This window comes from Gluconobacter sp. Dm-73 (assembly GCF_018256215.1).
GTDB classification, from domain to species: domain Bacteria; phylum Pseudomonadota; class Alphaproteobacteria; order Acetobacterales; family Acetobacteraceae; genus Gluconobacter; species Gluconobacter cadivus.
The window spans coordinates 82,045-103,869 of record NZ_JAERLW010000006.1 but is presented as its reverse complement, the minus strand read 5'-3'; the positions used below and the strand labels follow the sequence as shown (position 1 = coordinate 103,869).

Sequence of the window (21,825 nt, the reverse complement as noted above, 5' to 3'; positions counted from 1 at the left end):
CATTCGAAAAAAACGGCTAGTCTTTTGGCTTGGGATCAGGAGCGGGGGAAAACAGGAATATGTCAGACGGACGTGCCGAAATGAAATATGCTACTCTGAAACGGCGGCACGTTCTGCTGGGTGGTGCGGCTGTCTGTGTCAGTCAGATGGTGGCCTGTGCACGTCCGACATCGTCTTTCGACGCGGTGGATGGTCTGGTTCGTGATACAGTCAGACAAGGGGAAACGCCGGGCGCTGTTGTCGTTATCGGACATGACGGAAAAATCGTACACCGTTTCACGTACGGGAAGCGGGCAATTGTTCCAGCCTCTGAACCGCTGAGCTGGGACACGCATTTCGATATGGCGTCCCTGACCAAGCCGACCATGACGGCGCTCTCGGTAATGCAACTTGTCGAGCAGGGCAGGGTGGGTCTGGACGAGCGGGTCAGCCAGTATTTTCCCGAATTTGCGTGTAACGGCAAAGGCGACATCACTATCAGGTTGCTGCTGACCCATTATTCCGGTCTGCCGCCGGATGTACCGCTGAACGACCCCTGGACTGGCAAGGCCGAAGGCGTCAGGCGGGCCATGACGTCACCGTTGATCAATCCGCCCGGCGAAAAATTTGTTTACAGTGACATCAACTACATCATGCTGGGGCTGCTGGTGGAAAAGCTGAGCGGGATGCCGCTCAATCAGTATGTAAAGGTCAATATTCTTGATCCGTTGGGGATGAAGGAGTCCGGCTATCTTCCATCCTCCAGTCTGAGGCCGATCATTGCTCCGACCCAGTATGACGATCAGGGTGTCATGTTGCGGGGGGTGGTTCATGATCCGACAGCACGCAGGATGGGCGGTGTGGCAGGCCATGCCGGCTTGTTCTCAGATGCGCAGGATATGTCGCTATACGCGCAGGCGCTTCTGGATCGGCTGAAAGGACGGCCGAGCAGTTTCCCGCTGAAACAGGAAACGCTCGTCCTCATGACCACGCCGCAGCAGCCAGCCGGGAAAACGGATCTGCGGGGGCTGGGATGGGATATCGACACCCATTATTCATCTCCGCGTGGGGATGTATTTTCCCGGAGTTCCTTTGGTCATACCGGTTTTGCCGGTACATCCTTATGGATTGATCCCGACAGTGACAGCTATGTGCTGATCCTGACGAACCGGGTTCATCCTTCAGGAGGTCATAGTGTTGTAAAACTGCGGCACGATGTGGCCACAGCTGCGGGAAAGGCGCTTGGCCTCTCCGCACCCGTTTGAAAATATCCGCAAGATCGAATTGCTCTTTATACGCCTCGCGCTTCTGCCAGAAGCGCGTCGAACGTTTCCCCGTTTGGCGATGTGCCGGGAATGGAGAGCCAGTTCTGGCGCGACAACAGACCGTAGGCTTCGTCGGCGATCTTTGTGAACGTGTCCCACGGCATGAAGGTCCGTGTCCCCCATGTGTTGAAGAAAAGCCCTTCAGGGTCGTAGCCTACAAGCGCAATAGCATGACCCCCCACTGGTGTTTTGTCTGAAATGGCGTTCCAGTCCCATGTTGCTCCCAAGGGCAGATCCATGAAGCCTTGCGGGACCTGAACCCCTGCTAGCACGCCACCCAGATAGCAGATGGCGCGACGGATGCCGTCGCAGTCCTGCGGGTTGATCGTGCCATAGGCCGTCAGATAGTCCAGTGTCTGCCCCGGGCGGTGGAGGCCCTCGCGGAGCCAGAAATTCAGCTCGTCCAGTAGTACTGTTCCGTTGTCCCGGGCGCCTGTCTGTGGGTCAAAGCCGGTGACGGCGGCGTAATTGTTCAGCACCATGCTTGTTGGCAGTAAGACCAACGCCTGTGCGGCATGGGTCCATGTCGCTGTCAGCGCCGCCTGTGCTGCGAAGGCGCAGCAGCCATACCGGTCATTGCCCCACATCTGGTAGGGCACCCCGGCGGACCAGTCCTTCTGCGTGGGAATGTCCGGGAGGCGTGAGGCCAGCATGGGGGCCAGACGATAGGTGCGGGGATCATGTCTGGGCGCACGTTTGCCAAGGCATCGGGGCATGGGAAAACTCCGGCAGGGGAAACTGGGGCATTGGAGCAGTTCAGGCAAACCGCTCCAATGTTGAGTGGAATTGAGGCTCAGACGCCCTGATAGATCCGGGCGCGGATCAGTTCCGGCGTTTCTACAGGGGCCGCGAGGGGAGCGGCCGTCACGCCGGCAAGGGCTTCGACCAGCGGGATCATGGCGGCGACCGTGGACATGTAGCCAGCGGTCGACGGCGAGTAAGCCTTCACGATCGGCGTTGCGATGGCCAGCAGGGTTTGAAGATCCGTTCCAAGGCTTTTGGCCCAGTCCTTGCCGGTGGCAATCGTGATCGTGCCGTTTGAATTGGCCGCGACCTGAGCCGAGACGCTCTTGATCTGGGCGATCAGGTTGTCGAACTGCGCTTTGTCTTTCTCGGACAGGTGGCTTTCGAGTTCGGGAATGCTTTCGATCGCCTGAACCGCGTAGGCAATGGCCGCCGCATCATTGCTCAGGGCGGTCGTGTTGAACGAGGCCGTGTTGGCGGTCGTGGTGCAGGCGCTCATGGAAACGAGAAGAATGGTGCCAAGGCTCAGGGCGAGAATACGGTTACGCATTAAATGCTCCACACATAAAAAAAAGCCGCCCGAGAGGCGGCTGAGATCAATGAAAATAGCTGAAGGAAAAATTCGGTTATTATTCGACGCGTCTGGGAACTTCACCGGCCTTCGGATGCGTCGAGGCCATGTCCAGTCCCAGTTTTGCAGCGTCATCCACCCGCGAGGAGCCCACGGGCACCATGATGGCTTTTGCGCCCGGCTGATACGCGCTTGTGTTCCAGCCTTTTGCCTGCGCTACGGCGCTGACGATTTGAAAAAGCGGCAACAGCTTTGACGTGCTGGCAGGGGGTTTCCAAAAGCGAAGAGCCAGAGCGGCCGAAGCGATCAGGAAAGTTATGATTGAAACGATATCGCTAGCATATTTGGCGGGCAGATAGGGCAGGATTGTCTGGAACAGTGAGGTCCAGTCCATTGTTGTCTCCGGCTATAAAAATACCGCCCCGAAGGCGGCTGTGCCAACACACCCTCCCGGTCTAGGGAGGGGCGTTCGCGCGCACCAAGGAGAAAATGACGTCAAGTGCCAACTGACTGGTTTTGGGCCGTTTCCGGAAGCAGAAGCTTGTGTTTGACGATCCATCGTGAAGGCCATACGGTTCGCCATCATCACGACTGTCACAGGCGATTTCATGGCTTTCAATTTCAGGCTTGCCGCAGTTGCCGCGGTTTCGGCTTTCTCTCTTTCTGCTGAAGCCCATGCGGCTGCGACAAACCCGTTTTTCTCGGCAAGTACGCTGCCTTTTCAGGCGCCCCGTTTCGATCAGATCAAGGACAGCGACTACGCCCCGGCTTTCGAGCGCGGCATGGCCGAGCACCTGCGTGAGATCAATGCGATTGCCAATAATCGCGCGGCCCCGACTTTCGACAACACGATTGTTGCAATGGAGCGGGCCGGGCAGACGCTCAACCGCGTGCAGATGACGTTCTATGGCGTCTATCAGGCCAATACGAACGACGCGCTGGACAAGATGCAAAGCGCGGAAGCCCCGCGCCTGACGGCTCATGAAGATGAAGTCTATCTGAACGCAAAGCTCTTTGCGCGTGTGAAATCGCTTTATGATCGTCGGGAGAAGCTGACACTGACGCCCGAACAGGCGCAACTCCTCGATATTTATTACCAGCAGTTCGTCCATGCTGGAGCGCAGCTTTCTGCGGCAGACAAAACGAAGCTGCGGGCAATCAATACGCGGCTGTCCAATCTCGAAACGCAGTATGAGCAGAAGCTGATTGCGAGCGCCAAGGCCGGTGCGCTGGTCGTGGATAACGAGAAAGCGCTGGCGGGGATGGACGCCAATGCGATCGCCTCCGCCGCCAAGGCTGCGCAGGAGCGTAAACTGACTGGCAAGTGGGTGATCCCCCTCCAGAACACGACACAGCAGCCTGATCTCTCATCCCTGGCCGACCGCGATACCCGAAAGGCCCTGTTCGACCAGAGCTGGACGCGCGCGGAAAAAGGAGATGAGAACGACACCCGCGCCACGATTGCTGAACTGGCACAACTGCGCGCGCAGAAAGCCGCGCTTTTCGGTTATCCGAACTTCGCCGCCTATACTCTGTATGACCAGATGGCCAAGACGCCGGAAGCTGCGGAAAACTTCATGCAGCAGCTTGTTCCGGCCACGGCTGCGGAACAGAAGCGGGAAGCGGCAGTTCTTCAGGAGACCATTCGCAAGGACGGTGGCAAGTTCGACCTGAAACCCTGGGACTGGGAATATTATTCCGGTCAGGTGCGTCGTGCGAAATACAATCTTGATCAGGATGAAATCAAACCGTATTTCGAACTCAAGACGGTGCTGACGGATGGCGTGTTCTTCGCTGCCAATCAGCTCTACGGCATTACGTTCAAACAGCGGACGGACATTCCCGTCTATCATCCGGATGTCATGGTTTTTGAAGTCCATGACAAGGATGGATCACCGCTGGGTCTGATGTATTTCGATTACTTCAAGCGCGACAACAAATCTGGCGGCGCATGGATGTCGAACTTTGTTGGGCAGTCGAAGCTGCTGGGAACAAAGCCGGTCATTTATAATGTTGCCAATTTCACCAAGGCCGCTCCGGGTCAGCCACAGCTCATCACGTCCGACGATGTGACGACCATGTTCCACGAATTCGGCCATGCCCTGCACGGCCTGTTTGCGGACCAGACTTATCCGTCCCTTTCCGGCACCAGCGTGGCACGGGATTTTGTGGAGTTTCCATCTCAGTTCAATGAGAACTGGGCGCTGGACCCGAAAGTCCTGTCACACTATGCGCGTCACTACAAGACTGGCGCTCCGATGCCAGCGGCATTGGTCGAGAAAATCCGCAAGGCTGCGCATTTCAATCAGGGCTATGCGCTGGGTGAGATTGTCGCGGCCGCTGAACTGGACATGAAGTGGCACAGCCTGCCTGCTTCAGCTCCGCGTCAGGACGTGGACAAATTTGAAAGCGCAGCGCTGGATGGTATGGGGCTGGATGTTGCAGTTGTTCCACCACGTTATCGTTCCAGCGATTTCCTGCATATCTGGTCCAATGGCTATTCTGCGGGATATTATGCCTATCTGTGGACCGAAATGCTGGATCAGGATGCATTTGCCTGGTTCCAGGACCATGGAGGGTTGACGCGCGAAAACGGACAGCGCTTCCGCGATATGATCCTTTCGAAGGGGCATACGATGGATTACGGTCCGATGTTCAAGGCGTTCTATGGTAAAGATCCTGACATTACGCCAATGCTTGTCCATCGCGGTCTTGTTTCTGATCCGGGCAAGTAATTGTAGTCGGGAAGAAAATCATGGTTTTCTTCCCGATTTTCCACCCATGACGTAGGAACAGGCGATCTTACATGCGCAGAATGAACGCCCTGTCGTCTTGCGGCCCGTTTCTCGCGCTGCTGGCTGCGCTATATTTTGGCGTGAAAGCTTTCTATGGCTTTGGAACGCCTTCTTTTGGAGATGAGTCCGGTCATATTCTGGGTGGTCTGGCCATAGCGAAAGGTGATGTCCTGTATCGGGACTATATTGATGCTCATGGTCCTTTGATCTTCATTCTGTCCTGGAGTGTCAGCCTCTTTGCGGACTTCCATCATGCTTATCTGATGCGTCTTGTTCCTATCGTATGCACGATAGGAACTGCCATCTCAGTATTCTACTCTCCGGTACTTCAGAAAAATTCTACAAGGTTACTTGCCATTGGCATGTGGCTTGCCGCGATGGGTGCCCAATGGTCAGTTCAGGCCTTCAACATGGACAGTTACTGGACTGTTGGCGGAGATCTGCTTGGGGGCGTGATAGCGCTTGTGATCCTCCCTCTGTTTCTGGGAGCAGATATCGGACGGTGGCAGGCGCGATGCGGAGGGGCCTGTCTCTTCCTTTTGCCGCTAACGGCCTATTCCTTTGCTCCAACTGCTGTTCTGCTGGCTCTGTCTGTTCTGGCCGTCCGTCGCTCCGGATCAGAACGTGTCATTCCGAACCTTCTGGCTGGGGCTGGAGGAGCGCTTGCAGTCTGTCTGATATGGATGGTGTTTTATGGCGATCTGGAAGGAATGATCGCCTATCATTTCGTTGCAAACCAGTTCTATTATGCACCCTACATCGATGTTGGTCTGAAGCCGTTAGTAGTAAGTCTCATCCCCTCGCTTCACCATGATGCTCTCGTCCAATCGCTGGCGACGATCTGTTTTTATTGCGGCAGTATCCTTCTGTTTGCATCATCTCGCCATCGTCTGGCTGTCATGTTGCTTTTGGGTGCAATACTCATGACGCAGGTCCGGGGTGCGATCGGCTTTCAGGATGGGGCATTCGTTATGGGAGCCCTGACGCTTTGCGTTCTGATGCTGGCGTGGGTCACGCAGTCGCGCGAGATCGTGGGAATTCTGGTTGCAAGCCTCTTCTGCATCATGTTTGTTCTGGGCCTGCGGCAGGCAACGTCCTCGCCTTACGGGATGAACCGTGAACAACAGCGACAGGTCGGGTTTCATCCTACTCGTGAGAATACGGATGTAGGATTTGTCAAAGTCATTCAGAAATACTCCACACCGCAGGAACGTATTCTGGTTATTCCGTATAATCCGGATGTTTATATTTATGCCGGTCGTCTTTCCATGAAGAAGTATCATGAATATCTTCCTTGGGAAGCAGACTATGCCCGCCATCCCTGGTTTGGATATGAGCGTGATTTGTGTGTGGATCTCCCTGCTAATCTTCCTCCCGTTATATATTTCGATGATTACCGCGTCTGGGGACGGTGGAGCGCAGCGGATTACATGCCCTGCGTTCTGAAAATTCTCGCACGCGACTATCAGCGCGACCCGGTTGAAAAGAGCGTCTATATCCGTCGTGACCGGCTGGATCGCGACACCACCAAGGCCGGAAATCCGGCCTTAGAGCCTCAAAATACCCACTGAAAGTAATGCCTGTCATGAAGCAGAAAACCTTTTCCCGCCGCATTCTCTTTCTTGCCACAGCGCTGACGGCTGGTCTGCTGAACCCCGTCGCGGGATACGCTGATCCTTCAGCAGATATCAGTCCGTCGCGGATGTCGGAAGCAATGAAGGTTCTGTCTTCGGACCGGTTTGAAGGCCGTGCTCCGGGAACGGAAGGGGAGAAGGTTACGGTTCCCTGGCTGATCGAACAATACAAGGCTCTGGGGCTTGAGCCTGCGGGAGAAAACGGTGGATGGACGCAGGATGTTCCCATGCTTCGGACCAGAACCGGTGCTACGGGATCTGTTGTGGCCCGGACTGGCAGCAAAACGCTTCCGCTGGTTCAGCTGAAGGACATCTATCTCTCAACGCTGCTGCCCGAAGAGCGGCTCAAGGTTAAAAATGCTCCAGTGGTCTTCGTCGGCTATGGTGTCCATGCACCGGAGCGCCACTGGGATGATTTCAAGGGTGTGGATCTTAAGGGCAAGGTCGCGATTTTCCTCGTGAACGACCCTGATTTCGATGCGGCTCCCGGCGAGCCCGTTGCGGGACGTTTCGGCGGAAAAACCATGACGTATTACGGGCGCTGGACCTATAAATACGAGGAAGCCGCCCGTCGTGGCGCCGTTGCGGCCCTGATCGTTCATGATACGGCTGGGGCTTCCTATCCGTGGAGCACCGTGGTCGCGCCGGGCGGTGAAGCCTATGACGTGGAGCATTCGGCGAGCGAAAGCCGCCCCGTACCCGTTCAGGGCTGGCTTGAGGGGAAAGCCGCAGATGCACTCTTCCGGCAGGCGGGGCTGGATCTTGCAGCGCTCCGCATCAAAGCACGCTCGGAGGATTTCCGGCCGGTCACTCTGAAGCACACGACATTCTCGGCCAATCTTCCGGTTACGGTCGACCGCCTCAAGAGTCAGAACGTACTCGCGAAGATCACGGGTGCGAAATATCCGGATGAGACGGTCATGTTCGGCGCGCACTGGGATGCTTACGGCAAGAGCACGGATGCCCAAGGCAACACGGTCATTCGGCGTGGTGCGATTGACGATGGCTCCGGCATTGCGGCGCTGTTTGAAATCGCCCGCGCCTTCAAGGCAGGTCCGAAACCCGATCGGACGGTCCGTTTTGCAGCCTGGACGGGCGAGGAGCGGGGTCTTCTGGGATCAGGCTGGTATGTGGCGCATCCGCTGGCCCCTCTGGACAAGACGGCAGCCAACCTGACGATGGATGTGCTTCAGATGGCCGGGCCTGCACATAATGCCTTCATTATCGGGGCAGGGCAGAACACGTTGCAGGATCAGTTCGCTGCTGCTGCGGCTCTTCAGGGGCGCACGACACAGCCGGAAGCGATGCCAGAGCGTGGGGCGTTCTATCGCGCCGATCATCTGCCGTTCGCGCGCGCGGGTGTACCGGTTCTTGCGGTGATGGACATGGCCGGAAAGTTCGATCTCGTGAAAGGCGGAACGGAAGCAGGCGGCAAATGGCTGACGGCTTACATGGCCTGCTACCATCAGGCCTGCGATGCCTGGAGCCCGGACTGGGATGTCAGAGGCGCTGCGCAGGACGTCTGGGCCGTCTGGAAAGTCGGACATGACGTGGCGTTTTCGCATGACTGGCCGCAGTGGAACGACGGTTCGGAATTCGCTGCGATCCGTCAGAAAACCGCGCCTTCGACTGTTCACTAACCCGTCTTTGCCGGTTCCGTCAGAGTGTCCAGGGCGGGACCGGCCCATACTGTTCCACCAGAAAGTCAATCATCGCCCGGATCTTGAGCGGGACATGGGGTGTGGGGGCATACACTGCGTGTAGTTCCGGCCCTGTCATTGTCGGCACGTTCAGTGGCAGGGGCACCAGCCTGCCGGATTTCAGTTCTTCCGAAACGATGAAGAGCGGCTGATAGATGATCCCTTGTCCCGCAACGGCGGCTTCTCGCAGTATATCGCCATTATTGGCGCTTATCGGTCCGCTGACCATGACAATCCGTTCGCCTTTGGGGCCGAAGCTCCAGCGGGTCGCGCCAATGTCGTGACCGAGTGTGTAGCCCAGACACTGATGGTTCTGAAGTTCGACGACAGTATGAGGTGTGCCATGCCGTTCGAGATAGGATGGGGCGGCACAGACCACGAAATCTATCTGAGCCAGCGGGCGCGAGCGTAATGCGCTTGACGGCATTCGCCCGATACGGAGGGTCAGGTCCCACCCTTCCGTGATCGGATCAATCCTGCGATCATCAAGTCCGAGTTCAACCGTAACGAGGGGGTGACGCTGGCTGAATTGCGGCATGATCGGGCCGACATGCCGGATAGCGAAGGAGACCGGGGCATTCAGACGCAGAACGCCGCGCGGCTCCTGATTTTCGGCCGACACTTCCTGTTCCATCTCTTCAAGATCCGTGAGGATCGTCTGCGCGCGGATCAGCAGCAGACGTCCAGGTTCTGTCAGAGAAAGTCTGCGGGTGCTGCGATGAAACAGCGAGACGCCAAGCCGTCTTTCCAGAGCAGCGATGTGTTTCGTGACCATCGTCTGGGACAAGCCGAGCGCACGCGCAGCTCCAGAAAAGCTTCCCAGAGCCACAACCTTTGCAAACACCTGCATGCTGGTGAAACGATCGAGCATTTATCTCACACTCCTGGTGTCAGATCATTTTCCAAAACAGGGAATTATTCTTTCCCGGAGAGGGTGGCAACATCCGTTTTGCAGAATGATGAGGGAGGTCGTGAAGATGTCGCAGGAAAATCAGGAGAACCGACAGCCTGTTCTCTTTCTGCCACATGGTGGTGGTCCATGTTTCTTCATGGAATGGGGAAATACGTGGAACCGTATGGCCGCTTATCTTCGCTTTGTCAGTGAAACGCTTCCCCGTCGTCCGGACGCCATTGTTGTCATGTCCGGGCATTGGGAAACGGATGAAATGCGTGTCGGCTCGGCACCTCATCCGACACTCATCTACGATTATTACGGTTTTCCTCCTCACACCTATCAGCTTGAATATCCCGTGCCGGGTGCACCTGATGTCGCAGCGAAGGTGCTTGGTCTTCTGCGCGATGCGGGTGTTGCGTGCGCCACAGACCCCGCGCGCGGATTGGATCATGGGGTGTTCATTCCGTTCATGCTGGCCTTTCCGGATGCCAGTATCCCGGTTGTAGAAATTTCTCTTCCCAGAACGATGGACGCGGCTGATGTCCTGCAGCTTGGGCAGGTTCTGAAGCCTTTGCGGAGCGAAAACATCCTGCTGGTGGGCACCGGCATGACGTATCACAACATGCGCTATCTGATGCGGCCTGATGCCGTTTCAGATGCCCGGTCCGTTGCGTTTGACAACTGGCTCCAGAGCGCGGTGGAAGCGCCCTCAGACCTTCGCAGAAGTCGTCTTATGGACTGGGAGCATGCGCCTTTCGCACGGGACTGCCATCCTCAGCCGGAGCACCTTCTGCCGCTGATGTTTGCCGCCGGGGCCGCGGGAACTGATGCAGGGCATCGCGATTATAGCGACGTCATCATGGGAAAAGCCCTGTCCGGTTTTCGGTTCGGCTGACGCCTTTACCTTCATACATATGAAAGATCGCAAACTCATGAACACATATTTTCTCAAGAGCGTCGGCGCAGTATTCGCCGCGGCACTTCTGTCTTCCAGCGCTTTTGCCGCTACGCCTGCAAGTGTGCCCTCGGGCGCCTATTCGGTCGAAACCAGCCATACGCAGATCGGATTTTCCGTTCTGCATTTTGGTTTCACCTATTATTCCGGCCAGTTCTCCGGCGTTACAGGAACGCTCCAGCTTGATGCTGCTCATCCCGATGCCTCGCATCTGAACGTGACCATTCCGGTTTCAAGCGTCTCGACCACCAGCACGGTTCTGACGGACGAACTCAAGAACAGCGAATGGTTCGATATTACGAAATATCCGGAGGCAACCTTTGTCTCGACGCAGGTTCGCCAGACAGGTGCGGATGAAGCGCTGGTCACCGGCAATCTGACGCTGCATGGCGTGACACATCCGGAAGTTCTGCACGTCCATTTCGTGGGAGCAGGCGTCAATCCGATGGACAAGGCCTATACGGTTGGTTTTCAGGCTCAGGCAACAATCCATCGGAGTGATTTCGGGGTAAAGAAATATGTTCCCTATGTCAGCGATGATGTGACGCTGACGATCGCCGGAGCGTTTGAAAAGACAGCTGCGAAGTAACACACAAAAAACGGCCCATTTCCATGGGCCGTTTTTTCGTCTGTTCGGAACTCTCAGGAAGCCTTGCGGACTTTCCAGCCAGTTTCCTTGAGGCAGAACCCCAGAACAATGGCAATTCCGATCCCGATGACCAGCGGCAGGAAAGCCGTATGGAACTGCTCCATCGTCTCGGGCGCCGTTTTGCCCATCAGGGCGGACACGAGCGGAGACATGATCCCGGTCGTCCCGAAAACAAGGAAGTTCATGACGCCTGCGGCCGTTCCCTTGACCTCTGGAGGATTGACCTCCTTCATCGAAGAGAACGGGATCATGGCAGCACCCGACGCAATCCCCATGACCAGCGCTACGGAGTAGTGCGGCAACACCCCGACCGGGACATAAAGGGCACAGAGCGACGCCGCCAGCAGGACCACCGCACCGCCAATCAGAACAGGTTTGCGGCGACCGATCTTGTCGGAAATCCAGCCCAGAAGCGGGCAGCCGATGACCCATCCGATGGGAACCATCGAGACGTCCGTGGCTGCGAAACCCATCGTCGTATGCTCGCCCTTGCTGAGCATCAGAGCGCCCCAGCCCAGTGCGCCGATTGTCGTGGGTACGAACAGCAGACCGCCAGCAAGCCCCGCGATCCAGCTCTGCGGGTTGGAGAAAATGATTTTGAACGGGCGCATCAGGTTGGCAAGGGACATGTCGCCATGATGATGGTCGCTGTCTCCCGTATCGCGTGGCATGACGAAAAAGACGGCGACGGCCAGCAGAAGGCCGATAGCGCCGAAGCCCAGCCAGACAGACTGCCAGGGAATGTGGAACGAGCCGTGCGGATCAATCAGGATACGGGTCGGTTTGGAGCCAAATGCGGCTCCTGCCATGCCCATGCACTGGGTTAAACCCACGAAAAGAGCCAGTGTCCGGGCTGGAAGATAACGCGCGGCAACGTAAGAAGCGCCCACGAAAGCACAGATCGCACCAATGCCCTGAATGATGTAACCGCCAATACCGGCAATCAGACTGCCCTGACCGAAGATCAGGCACCCGACGCCGGTTACGGCAATGAACATCGGCATGATTGCGTGGGCGCCATACCGGTCCAGCAGCACGCCTACGGCAAGCGCCATCAGCGCGTAGACAATGTAATAGGACGCGATCATGAGGCCGAGATGGCTGTTGCCCCAGGTCTGCGTGAGTTCATCCTGCATGATCCCGGGAGCAGAACGGATGGCATACTGATAGAAATAGAACAGCGCACACAGAAACCATGAGAGCACATAGAGTGGCTGAAGTTTCTGTGGTTGCGCCGGTGACGGGTTCAGGGGCTGGGAAGCCGCCTGAGGTGATGTGCCAGACATGAAATTCTCCAGTATGTCATGGATGGTCAGTCAGACCGAACAGCGTGAGCGTGATAGGAATATTCGCCAGATATTATTGCTGGAACGGGTAATAGCGGAATGTCACATACACCGTATGACCATAGGTCGTGGGATCGACAGCATGACCTGCGCCATCATTCCCTTTGAACGCGAACTTCCGGATATAGGTGTACTGGAGCCCTCCCATAACGCTGCCATAATGGCCGTCCAGAAAATGCCACCAGCCTCCTGTCGTGAAAGCGGCAAGCGTTTTTGTCTGGGCGGAGCATGTTCCGAATTCGTATTCACACCCGGACAGGTTCAAATCTGTTGCGCCATAGCCGTGTTGAAGCCCGTCCGCGCCCAGATAAGTACGGCGGCCGGCGGTCTCTACACCTCCATAGGTGTAGAGCAGAACAGAACGCGCCGGGTGGCCTACAAGGCCAAGCGAACCCATGATTTCCGGAACAGGACTGGGATTTCCGTTTTTGTCGAATGTGGTGTCGGGGAGGAGGGTTGGTCCGTAACGTCCCACGCCCTGACCGGCCAAGACGTTACCGGTCAACTGTAGTTTATCCGTTCCGAGCGGTACAGTCATGCCAGCTCCCACCCCACCGCCGAATTGGGTGCTTTTATGGGTATGATTCTCGCCCGCAGGCTGGATTAGTCCACGGAACCATCGGCCTAGGCCGAAAACTTCGTAATGTCCGAAAGACGTATCAACAGCTGCTTTGAGAACGATGTCAGGAGCAGGATTGTAGCTGTACTGCGTATTGGGATTCAGCAGTACGCCACCTGCATTGGAATAAAAGACACGCGGTCCGGCCAGACGACCATAGCTTGCGGGCAGCGTGCCACCTGAACTGAGGGAGTCTGAAAAAGCTACCGTTGCTTGAGGGTCCTCAACGGACAGTGCCAGCCAGTATTTCTGAGCCCAGTCTTTGGCGATCCGGACCTGCGGGACACGAGTGAAAGTAATCCCAGGGATCTGGTTATTATCCGTCACGGCAGGGAGCTGTTCCTGACGGGGAATGACACCCTTGGCGTAGTTGGTTGTCAGACTCCATGCCTGTCCCATAAGGACATGCAGCCCCCAGTCCTTCTCAGTGAAGGTGAAGTAACCCTGACGCAGACGAGGTGTATAACCATTGATCTGCACGCTGTTGGTCGTACCACCAGACCCACCAAAGTCAGCTTCGACATAGGCCTGAAGACGTACGGCTTTGGTCGGATTTGCTTCCAGAAGGGTGGAGAAACGTGTGAGCTGGGCCGAGAAACGCTCTTCGCTCAATCCGTGATTGGGGCTGTTGGCATAGGGGAAACCGTTCCATGCAGTCGCAGGCCCACTGGTCAGATTTGAGCTTCTCCAGATATTGGAGAAATCAATGAACCCACCGAGGCGCACGGTCAGATTACCGATCTGGAAAACAGGCGGAAGATGATCCACTTCGGTCTGCGTAATCGCGAGAGGGCTGGAGGAGGTTAGGTCGATGGATGTCCTATGGGCTTCATTATGTTGGGTTCCCAACCACTGGAACAACGGCGGCGGTGTCTGGTGAGTGGCGGGGGGAACAGGATTATAAAGAGCGGAGGTATTGGTTGCACTGGTTGGGGCAGAGCCTGTCGTTGAAACGGGCATAGCTCCGGTTGAGAGCGATGAAGGCGACATCCCTATATGATTTGTTTCAAGCCCCACTATTGTCTTACGGGGCGCGAAAGCTGCTTTCGTGGCGCGGGAATGCGTTGCTTGTGAAGAGGTTTTGGTGTGTCGACGTTCCTCGATAGCCTGCAACCGGCCTTCTAGCATACGCATTTCGGCTTTGATGGCGGCTAGTTCCTGATCGTCAGCGCTTTGCGCGAATGCTGTTGGGGAACTTCCGATGAAAATGGCGGCACTCAATAGCAGTCTGCACCGTCTGGGCAGATGTTGCCCTACGATCTTCAGGCCACCAAAAGGAGACACACTTTATCCTTTCTGTAAATTCCAACGCGCGTAAATGTCCGTCTTTCGTAAAGATATCAGCTAAGACATTCACAAAAGATACTTACGCGGTCGCGGAAGTTTAAATATTGATTCACATCAAAAAACTTATATTTTTTAAGAGATGCAAGTTATTTCCCAATTTTGTCTTTAGTGACCGACGCAGAAGATGGTCGCGAAAACCTGAAATCGGGATGATATACGGCCAAATGATGCGTTCGCGTGGATTGGTGGAGGATCACGAGAAGTGTATCGACGGTGCAGAGGTCATAATCCACATCGTGTGGCAGGCCTCATGCTCCGTCGAAGCACTCACAGGAAGGACTTTAAAAAGCCCCGCAAAACAATAATTTATTTTTTGACAACGGGCTGCCGTGTAGTCCTGAGATGACTGATAAATTGATCATCAACTTGAAGGTGTCCCTTGACCAGATGGGCAGGCGTGAGGGCCAGCCAGTTGTTGAACGAGATATCTTTATACTGGCCAGTATGAAAAACATTAATGACCCGGACAGGCTCATCGCTGATGTTTTCGATGTAATGTGCCAAGGTTCTTGGGACATACCCGACATCTCCAGGAACAAAATCAAATGTTCTGGCATTGTCGACGGCATCAAATACTGTCATCCGGGCTTTCCCGGAAATATAATATTGCAATTCATCAGCATCCGGATGCCAGTGGATTTCCCGCATTCCGCCGGGTTCCAGATCGATAATTAAGGCAGCCAATGTCGTGACGCTAAAATTGCGCGAGTCAATAACCTGTGTAGCTCCGCCCGGATAAGCCGTAGGCGGTGTTGCGGAGGCGCGGAAAACATATTTGTCGGTAAAGTTTACAGCTCCCAGATCCTGACGCACCTGCTCAAGCGGAGGGGGAACTGGCTGACGGAAAATATATTTTTCATGCGCCGGAATATTGGCAAATGCAGCTTCGGGAACGCCAAAATTTTTCGCCAGAACTTCGCGAGGAATATGAGCAAATAATTCGGTGACCAAGAGTGTTTGATTTTCCGAAAAATTACCATCGTTGAAGACGAGAACAAACTCAGTGCCTTCCTCCAAGCCTTGAATGGCATGTGGGAAGCCTGCGGGAGCAAACCACAAATCACCCGGCTCCAGATCTTCAATCAGTGTCTGGCGCTGATCATCCATGAGGTAGAAGCGAACTTTCCCTTTAAGAACGTAAGCCCATTCTGCCTCTTTGTGCCAATGCATTTCACGCACGACACCGGGGGGAAGGCGCATATTAACGATGGCAAGTTCCTTGAGTGCTCCCATCTCGCGACAGGTGACTTCTCGTGCCCATCCACCGTCTTCAAGACGGTTATGCGCCATCGCGAAAGGAAATTTCAGATTGGGAATGCCGCCCTTATCTGTTGCCGGAGGCAGAAAAATATCCGGGTTTTGCTGTTCAATTTCCGGATTACGGGGGCCCACGATATCAGCTCCCTTAGAGCCCATAATTGGTTGGTTCAAATTTTCCATTTGTAAGCACCTTGGTTTGAAGAAGAATTGAGAAAACTTTAACGCAATGTTCGCTTAAACGAATGTGGCACCAGTTCTTGGGTCTGGGCTTGATTTATCTTTTCTTGAAAAAAGAGTAATCAACAGAAGCGAAATGATCGTAATTATTAAAGATGTATTATTCCCAATGTATTTATCGCAGAAAAATCCAAGAGCTCCGCCGATGGCAAAACCAAACAGAACGAAGAAGAATATCCCTGCCCACATCAGGTTGGACTCTCCATTAATTCCATCTTTCTTAAAAAAGCTCTGAGCCATAAAGTTAAAAGCCATTTGCACTACAAAGGTAACGGCCACGTTTCCATAGAGCATTCCATGATCTTTATGAAATGCATTCCCCTGCATTCCTGCGACAAAACTGATGGCTACAGCCAGAAAAGCTAAGGGGATTGTGTTTGTAAATGCTAATAATGTGATTATGGACAGTAAAATACATTCAGACCATAGAACAATATTTGAAAAATTACGACCTTCTTTGATTAGGGTTGTCATCAAGACACCGCACACAGCAGATCCCAAACCAAAAGCAATAACGGAACTGAATGCAAACCAGAATGCAATCCAGTCCCCTTCTACCAAGCGGTAACCAACCTGTATGACATTACCTGATTGAACTGTGGCGAAGGTTTGTGCATGGAAGAAAGTCCATGCGTTCATCAGTCCTGCACAAAATGCGAGACTAAAGCCTACTCTCCTCTCTTCCATGAGAGGGAAAACATTTGTTTGAGTGGAGTTCTTTGCAGCTAACTCTACCATTTCACCTCCTCTTTTAATCAAGGGATATAGGGAAATATCAATGGATATTTTTTAAATTAAGAAAGTATTAATAAATAAAAATATCATGCATATTCCTTTTGTATCTTGTGAATAACGCCTGCAATATTGATAAGTTTCCATCAGCATATTTGAGATTATGATCTCGGGCGATTGATTATGTTTTGATTTTATGGCTGCCTCCGCGATGAGGACTTTTCCGTTGATAATGCTGTTCAGAAACGCTCAAAAGCTCGACGATCCGACTATAAGCTAATTTATTACCATTTCTTGATTTGAGGTATTGTTTTTATAGTGGAAAGATTATTTATCTCTCCACTATGGATGTCTTGGGAAATACCATATAATTTTTAAATAAAATAAATAGAATATTTATTTATTCTTGTTTTTCTTATTCTTTGACCGTTTTTCCTTGGCCGCGTTCTGAGATGGAGCAGATGTTCCCCCCTTTGCGCGCTCGATTACGAATTTAGCGTAGTCGTCCATATCACCATCGAAAGGCACGATCTGGTTGTCTGCCGCAAGCCAGAGACGGTCCGCGACCAGTTCCATGAGCGAACGGTCATGGGTGATGAGAATGACTGCGCCCTCGTAGCTGTTCAGTGCATCCAGGAGGGCGCGTCGGCTGTCGATGTCCAGATGGTTGGTTGGTTCATCAAGGATCAGCAGGTGCGGAGCAGCCATGGCCACCATGTTCAGCAGCAGGCGGGCACGCTCGCCGCCAGACAGGGCTTCAACCTTGGTACCCTGTTTTTCGAAGTGGATGCCGAATTGGGCCAGACGGGAGCGGTGAGACTGATCGCTGTCTGTCGGGCGGGCCTCACGCATGATGTCGAGTGGGGTCTGTTCGGGGTCGAGCGCCTCGATCTGGTGCTGATGGAACCAGCCCACCTCAATGCGGGGAGAGCGCGAGACTTCACCAGAGCGGACTTCAAGGGCACCTGCGATCATCTTCGCGAAAGTGGATTTGCCGGCACCGTTAACGCCTAACAGACCGATGCGATCATCCACGTCCAGTCTGAGGTTCAGGTCACGCAGGATGGCGGGGTCGTCTCCGTAGCCGACCTCGACGTTTTCTAGCCGGATCAAAGGCGGTGCGAGTGGGCGGGCAGGAGATGGGAGAAGAAATGGTGAGACGGAGGCTTCGATCGTGGTTTCGATAGGAGCCAGTTTGGCGAGGCGCTTGACGCGACTCTGGGCCTGCGCGGCCTTTGCGGCCGACGCTTTGAAGCGGTCCACGAAGGATTGAAGATGCGCGCGTTCTGCTTCCTGTTTGGCGCGTGTGGCACTCTGCAGGCGGATCTTCTCGGCACGCTGACGCTCGAAATCGTCGTAGCCGCCGGTGTAGAGTTCCAGTTTACCTTCCGTGACATGCAGGGTGAAGTCTACGGAATTGTTCAGGAGTTCGCGGTCGTGGCTGATGATGAGCGCGGAATGGGGATAGCGGGCGAGGCGCGCTTCCAGCCATAAAGCGCCTTCGAGATCGAGATAGTTCGTCGGCTCATCGAGCAGCAGCAGATCGGGTTCGGCAAAGAGGGCAGCGGCGAGGGCTACGCGCATCCGCCAGCCACCCGAGAATTCGGCCATCGGACGGTCGAGGTCTGCCGTGGAGAAGCCCAGACCATTCAGGATTTCTGCCGCACGGGAAGGCGCACTGTCCGCATCGATTTCGATCAGGCGCATCCAGATATCGCCCATCCGCTCGGGATCGGCTGTTTCCAGCTCTGCCATGAGGGTCGCGCGTTCCGTATCGGCTGCGAGGATCGTATCGATGAGGCTGATGGGCGTCGCGGGATGTTCCTGATCCACGGTTGCGACGCGGGCAGCTCGGGGGATGACGATTTCACCGGAATCCGGCTGAAGCTCACCCTTGATCAGTTTGAAAAGCGTGGATTTTCCGACGCCATTCCGGCCAACCAGCGACACCTTGGACGGGTTGGGAAGGTTCGCACTTGCACGATTGAAGAACTGTCGTCCCCAGGCGTTGAAGACAAGGTTTTCGATCTGAAGCATGGGGCAGGATGGTCCGGTGGCGGGTAAAACAGGAGAGCCACGTCTATAGCAGTTTTACCGCCCCGGACAGGGACGAGGCGGATCTTTTCCGCCTCGTTGGAGTGTTAGTGAGTGTGAACGGCAAGCCAGTCGTGGATCTGGCTCTGAGCGGCCTGAACGGCTTCCTTGCGGGCTGAAACGGCATTGACTGCATGGGCCGTGGCGATTTTCGCACCGGTTGTCATGCTGGAAGACGGGTCTTTCTGCAGTTCGGCGAGAATATCCGGATTGTTGGAATGGGCTGCGATGGCTGGCAGGAACCCGTCCTGTGACCAGGGGGCCAGATGCGTGCGGATTTCGGCTTCATGCTGGCGAACGAGCTTCCAGACGAGATCCGGGTTTTCGCTGGCAGAGGCGATCGATGACAGGGCCATTGAAATACGACCGTTCGGGATAGCGCCGCTATAGGCCAGTTCGACATTGCGACGGATCAGATCGGGGTCCGTGGCGTTGGCAAGAGCTTGGAACAGACGCAGTTTGACTTCCGTGGCCTGCGTATCGCGGACTTTCTTGGCCATGATGTCATAGGTTGCGGCATCGGCATGCTTCATCGCCAGAGCCGAGACCGTACCGACCAGATCGGGGCGCAGGGAGGCCGGGTTTTTGAGCCATGCCGCGAAACGACGCTTTGCTTCTGCAAGGGCTGCGGGATCGTTGAAGTTCCCCAGAGCCGAAATCACGGACGGACGGAGCATGGTGTCCAGCACGCTTTCATGCGGCTTCTGGTCCCAGCCCAGACGCTTCAGCACGGGGGCGAGACGGCTGCGGGCATAGGCCTGGAATGCCGCGCGATCCGGGCTGTTGATTTCATAGGTATCAAGCGTTTCCAGCTTACCGATGATTTCCTCAAGTGTGGCGATGTCGCTCTCATGCGCTGCCGTCAGTCGGTCCACGAGATCGAAATAGGAGGACAGGTTGCCATGACCGGCCCGGAACTGGGCGAACTGGTCGCCAAGAATATTGGCGCGATCCACCGGCGCAAATTTTGAAATCGAGGCGGCGATCGGTGCGAAAGCAACATCGTCGTAATGCACGCGGTAATAGCCGCTCTCGCCCAGATCGAGCTTGAGGGGGGCGTTGCAGTGGGGCAGGGTGAAGGTTACGGGCTCAGCACCGAGGACCAGCTTTTTGGTCTCAAGTCCCGGACCGCCCGCGACAACCGGAATGTTCCAGGTCAGGGCTTTCGCATTGGGATCGTGGATCGTGAAACGGCTCTGCGTCAGAGTGTAGGTTGTCTGGCCGTTCTGGCAGACCGCCGCGACATTGACCTGCGGGATGCCAGGCTGTTCAGTGAAGCTGCGGGCCACCTTGCCGACATCCTGACCTGAGGCCTGTGACAGGGCGTTCCAGAGGTCCTGACTGGTGGCATTTCCGTAAGCATGGGCCTTCATGTAGGCGCGCATTCCGTCGCGGAAATGGTCTTCGCCAAGCCAGCCTTCCATCATGCGGATGACAAGCTCGCCCTTGCCATAGCTGATGCCGTCAAAGGCGGAATTGGCTTCGCTGACATTGTGAATGGTCTGCTGGATCGGATGGGTGGTGGACAGGGCGTCCGTTGCCATCGTGCTTTCGCGGGTTTCGTGCTGGCGCGGCCAGATGTCCCATTCCGGGTTCATTTTGTCCGTCGCCTTGATTTCCATCCACGACGCAAAGCCTTCGTTCAGCCAGATATTGTCCCACCAGCCCATGGTCACCAGATCGCCGGACCACTGATGGGCCATTTCGTGTGCGACAACTTCATAGATCAGTTCGCGGGTGCGGGGCGTGCTGTTCTTCGGGTCGAACAGAAGGACGTTGTCGATATAGGTCAGCGCGCCCCAGTTCTCCATCGCGCCGGCCTGATAGTTGCCGGGGATGGCCAGCATGTCCATTTTCGGCAGCGGGTATTTGATGCCGAAATAGTCGTTGTAATAAGGCAGGATCTTTTCGGCAGCGCCCAGAGCGTAGGTGCCCTGATTTTCAAGGCCGGTCGGTGCAAAGACGCGCAGAGGTGTGCCGTCTGCCTTACCATCGACGGAGGCCATGTCGCCCGCTACCAGTGCCAGCAGATAGCTCGACATGCGCGGGGTCGCGGTGAAGGAGACGCGCTTTGTCTTTTCATCCTGCTGTGTCGTGCCGATGATCGGCATGTTGCTCACGGCGGCATATTCAAACGGGAGCGTCACGTTCAGCTGATATGTGGCCTTGAAGGCCGGTTCATCCCATCCGGGGAACATGCGGCGGGCATCAGCGACTTCGAACTGTGTGACAAGCATCCGCTGAGGCTTGCCCTTGGGGTCTGTATAGTCGTCAACGTAAATGCCGTTGGGCGTCTTCAGGATCGGACCGGAATACTTGATGGCCAGTGTATGAACGCCAGCCGGAACGGGGGCCGGGAAGTGCAATGTGACCGTCTCTGCGGCGTCGTCCTGATGGATGACGGCTTTCTCGGAGTTGTCGAGCAGGGCGCTCGCCAGTTTGAGGCCCGCCTGATTGAGCGTGATATCCGCAGTCGGGGTCTGGACTTCGATCCGGATGATTTCGTCACCCTGAAGGGTCAGATGATCCATGTCGGTCGTCAGATCAATGACGTAATCCGTCGGCACAACGGTTTTGGGAAGCTGCCCCGGTGTTGTGGCGAAGGAAAAGGTTCCTTCGGCATGCGCTGCAACCGTGAAGGGCAGCCCTGCGAGAAGGGTGGTGAGAACCAGAAGGCGACGCATGATATGCAGCTCCTTAAAATCAGTCGGACAGAAGAACGGATCAGGCCGTTCGTTTTTGTTACAGTTACGGTGGCATACCCCTGTCATGCTGGAAAGTGGCGTCCCCTTAAAACCTTGTCATCTGCCGGACGAAGGGATCTCTTGACAGATTGGGGGCGGAGGGGCTTTTTTCCTGTCTGAAGGCAATGGATTCTGCCTGACCATTCATGGTCGAACCGCTTCATCCGGAAGCTGATGATTCCTGTTCAGCGCCCTCTGC

The 21,825-nt window shown here is 55.2% G+C and carries 16 protein-coding genes and 1 riboswitch; of the genes, 6 read left to right on the top strand and 10 right to left on the bottom strand.

The genetic code is table 11. From position 1 onward, the window contains the following. Positions 1-59: 59 nt before the first annotated feature. Complete coding sequence (locus JK176_RS07785; protein ID WP_211587347.1) at positions 60-1,244, top strand: serine hydrolase domain-containing protein; 1,185 nt, start codon at positions 60-62, stop codon at positions 1,242-1,244. 26 nt (positions 1,245-1,270) lie between these two features. Here JK176_RS07785 and JK176_RS07780 read toward each other — a convergent pair whose 3' ends face one another. From JK176_RS07780 to JK176_RS07770, 3 genes are all read right to left on the bottom strand, one after another. Then, a complete protein-coding gene (locus tag JK176_RS07780; RefSeq protein WP_211587346.1) occupies positions 1,271-2,020 on the bottom strand; it encodes a hypothetical protein in 750 nt (249 codons plus the stop codon). Between the two features lie 77 nt (positions 2,021-2,097). After that, positions 2,098-2,598, bottom strand: coding sequence for a hypothetical protein (locus tag JK176_RS07775; RefSeq protein WP_194268800.1), 501 nt, complete (start codon positions 2,596-2,598; stop codon positions 2,098-2,100). A gap of 79 nt (positions 2,599-2,677) precedes the next feature. Further along, positions 2,678-3,013, bottom strand: a complete 336-nt coding sequence (locus tag JK176_RS07770; RefSeq protein WP_211587345.1) for a hypothetical protein — start codon at positions 3,011-3,013, stop codon at positions 2,678-2,680. A 214-nt stretch (positions 3,014-3,227) separates the two neighbouring features. Here JK176_RS07770 and JK176_RS07765 point away from each other — a divergent pair, with 214 nt between their 5' ends. The 3 genes from JK176_RS07765 to JK176_RS07755 all read left to right on the top strand — a co-directional run bounded on the left by JK176_RS07765 (position 3,228) and on the right by JK176_RS07755 (position 8,688). Beyond that, positions 3,228-5,354 (top strand): M3 family metallopeptidase, encoded by a 2,127-nt coding sequence (locus JK176_RS07765; RefSeq protein WP_211587491.1) that lies wholly within the window; start codon positions 3,228-3,230, stop codon positions 5,352-5,354. Positions 5,355-5,425: 71 nt separating this feature from the next. Further along, positions 5,426-6,985 (top strand): hypothetical protein, encoded by a 1,560-nt coding sequence (locus tag JK176_RS14975; protein WP_249194335.1) that lies wholly within the window; start codon positions 5,426-5,428, stop codon positions 6,983-6,985. 14 nt (positions 6,986-6,999) lie between these two features. Next, positions 7,000-8,688 carry a M28 family metallopeptidase gene (locus JK176_RS07755; protein ID WP_211587344.1) on the top strand — a complete coding sequence of 563 codons (1,689 nt, stop codon included), beginning with the start codon at positions 7,000-7,002 and terminating at the stop codon, positions 8,686-8,688. A 19-nt stretch (positions 8,689-8,707) separates the two neighbouring features. Here JK176_RS07755 and JK176_RS07750 read toward each other — a convergent pair whose 3' ends face one another. Continuing rightward, entirely contained in the window at positions 8,708-9,619 is a 912-nt protein-coding gene (locus tag JK176_RS07750; protein WP_211587343.1) for a LysR family transcriptional regulator, read from the bottom strand. Positions 9,620-9,725: 106 nt separating this feature from the next. On the opposite strand from JK176_RS07750, the gene JK176_RS07745 reads away from it, so the two are divergent. Together JK176_RS07745 and JK176_RS07740 are read left to right on the top strand one after the other, a co-directional pair. Then, positions 9,726-10,538: a class III extradiol ring-cleavage dioxygenase gene (locus JK176_RS07745; protein WP_249194334.1), complete on the top strand. Its 813-nt coding sequence runs from the start codon at positions 9,726-9,728 to the stop codon at positions 10,536-10,538. A gap of 37 nt (positions 10,539-10,575) precedes the next feature. After that, a complete protein-coding gene (locus JK176_RS07740) occupies positions 10,576-11,187 on the top strand; it encodes a YceI family protein (RefSeq protein WP_211587342.1) in 612 nt (203 codons plus the stop codon). A gap of 53 nt (positions 11,188-11,240) precedes the next feature. Here JK176_RS07740 and JK176_RS07735 read toward each other — a convergent pair whose 3' ends face one another. From JK176_RS07735 to JK176_RS07710, 6 genes are all read right to left on the bottom strand, one after another. After that, on the bottom strand, positions 11,241-12,533 hold the full coding sequence (locus tag JK176_RS07735) for an MFS transporter (RefSeq protein ID WP_211587341.1): 1,293 nt from the start codon (positions 12,531-12,533) through the stop codon (positions 11,241-11,243). Positions 12,534-12,606: 73 nt separating this feature from the next. After that, entirely contained in the window at positions 12,607-14,439 is a 1,833-nt protein-coding gene (locus JK176_RS07730) for a hypothetical protein (protein ID WP_249194353.1), read from the bottom strand. A 426-nt stretch (positions 14,440-14,865) separates the two neighbouring features. Then, a complete protein-coding gene (locus JK176_RS07725; RefSeq protein WP_211587339.1) occupies positions 14,866-15,999 on the bottom strand; it encodes a cupin domain-containing protein in 1,134 nt (377 codons plus the stop codon). Positions 16,000-16,053: 54 nt separating this feature from the next. Then, positions 16,054-16,794 carry a YoaK family protein gene (locus JK176_RS07720; RefSeq protein ID WP_194268792.1) on the bottom strand — a complete coding sequence of 247 codons (741 nt, stop codon included), beginning with the start codon at positions 16,792-16,794 and terminating at the stop codon, positions 16,054-16,056. Between the two features lie 390 nt (positions 16,795-17,184). Next, positions 17,185-18,825: an ABC-F family ATP-binding cassette domain-containing protein gene (locus JK176_RS07715; protein ID WP_211587338.1), complete on the bottom strand. Its 1,641-nt coding sequence runs from the start codon at positions 18,823-18,825 to the stop codon at positions 17,185-17,187. A 104-nt stretch (positions 18,826-18,929) separates the two neighbouring features. Then, on the bottom strand, positions 18,930-21,566 hold the full coding sequence (locus JK176_RS07710) for a M1 family metallopeptidase (protein WP_249194333.1): 2,637 nt from the start codon (positions 21,564-21,566) through the stop codon (positions 18,930-18,932). A gap of 172 nt (positions 21,567-21,738) precedes the next feature. Beyond that, a riboswitch (Fluoride riboswitch) is annotated at positions 21,739-21,817 on the top strand. Positions 21,818-21,825: the final 8 nt, after the last annotated feature.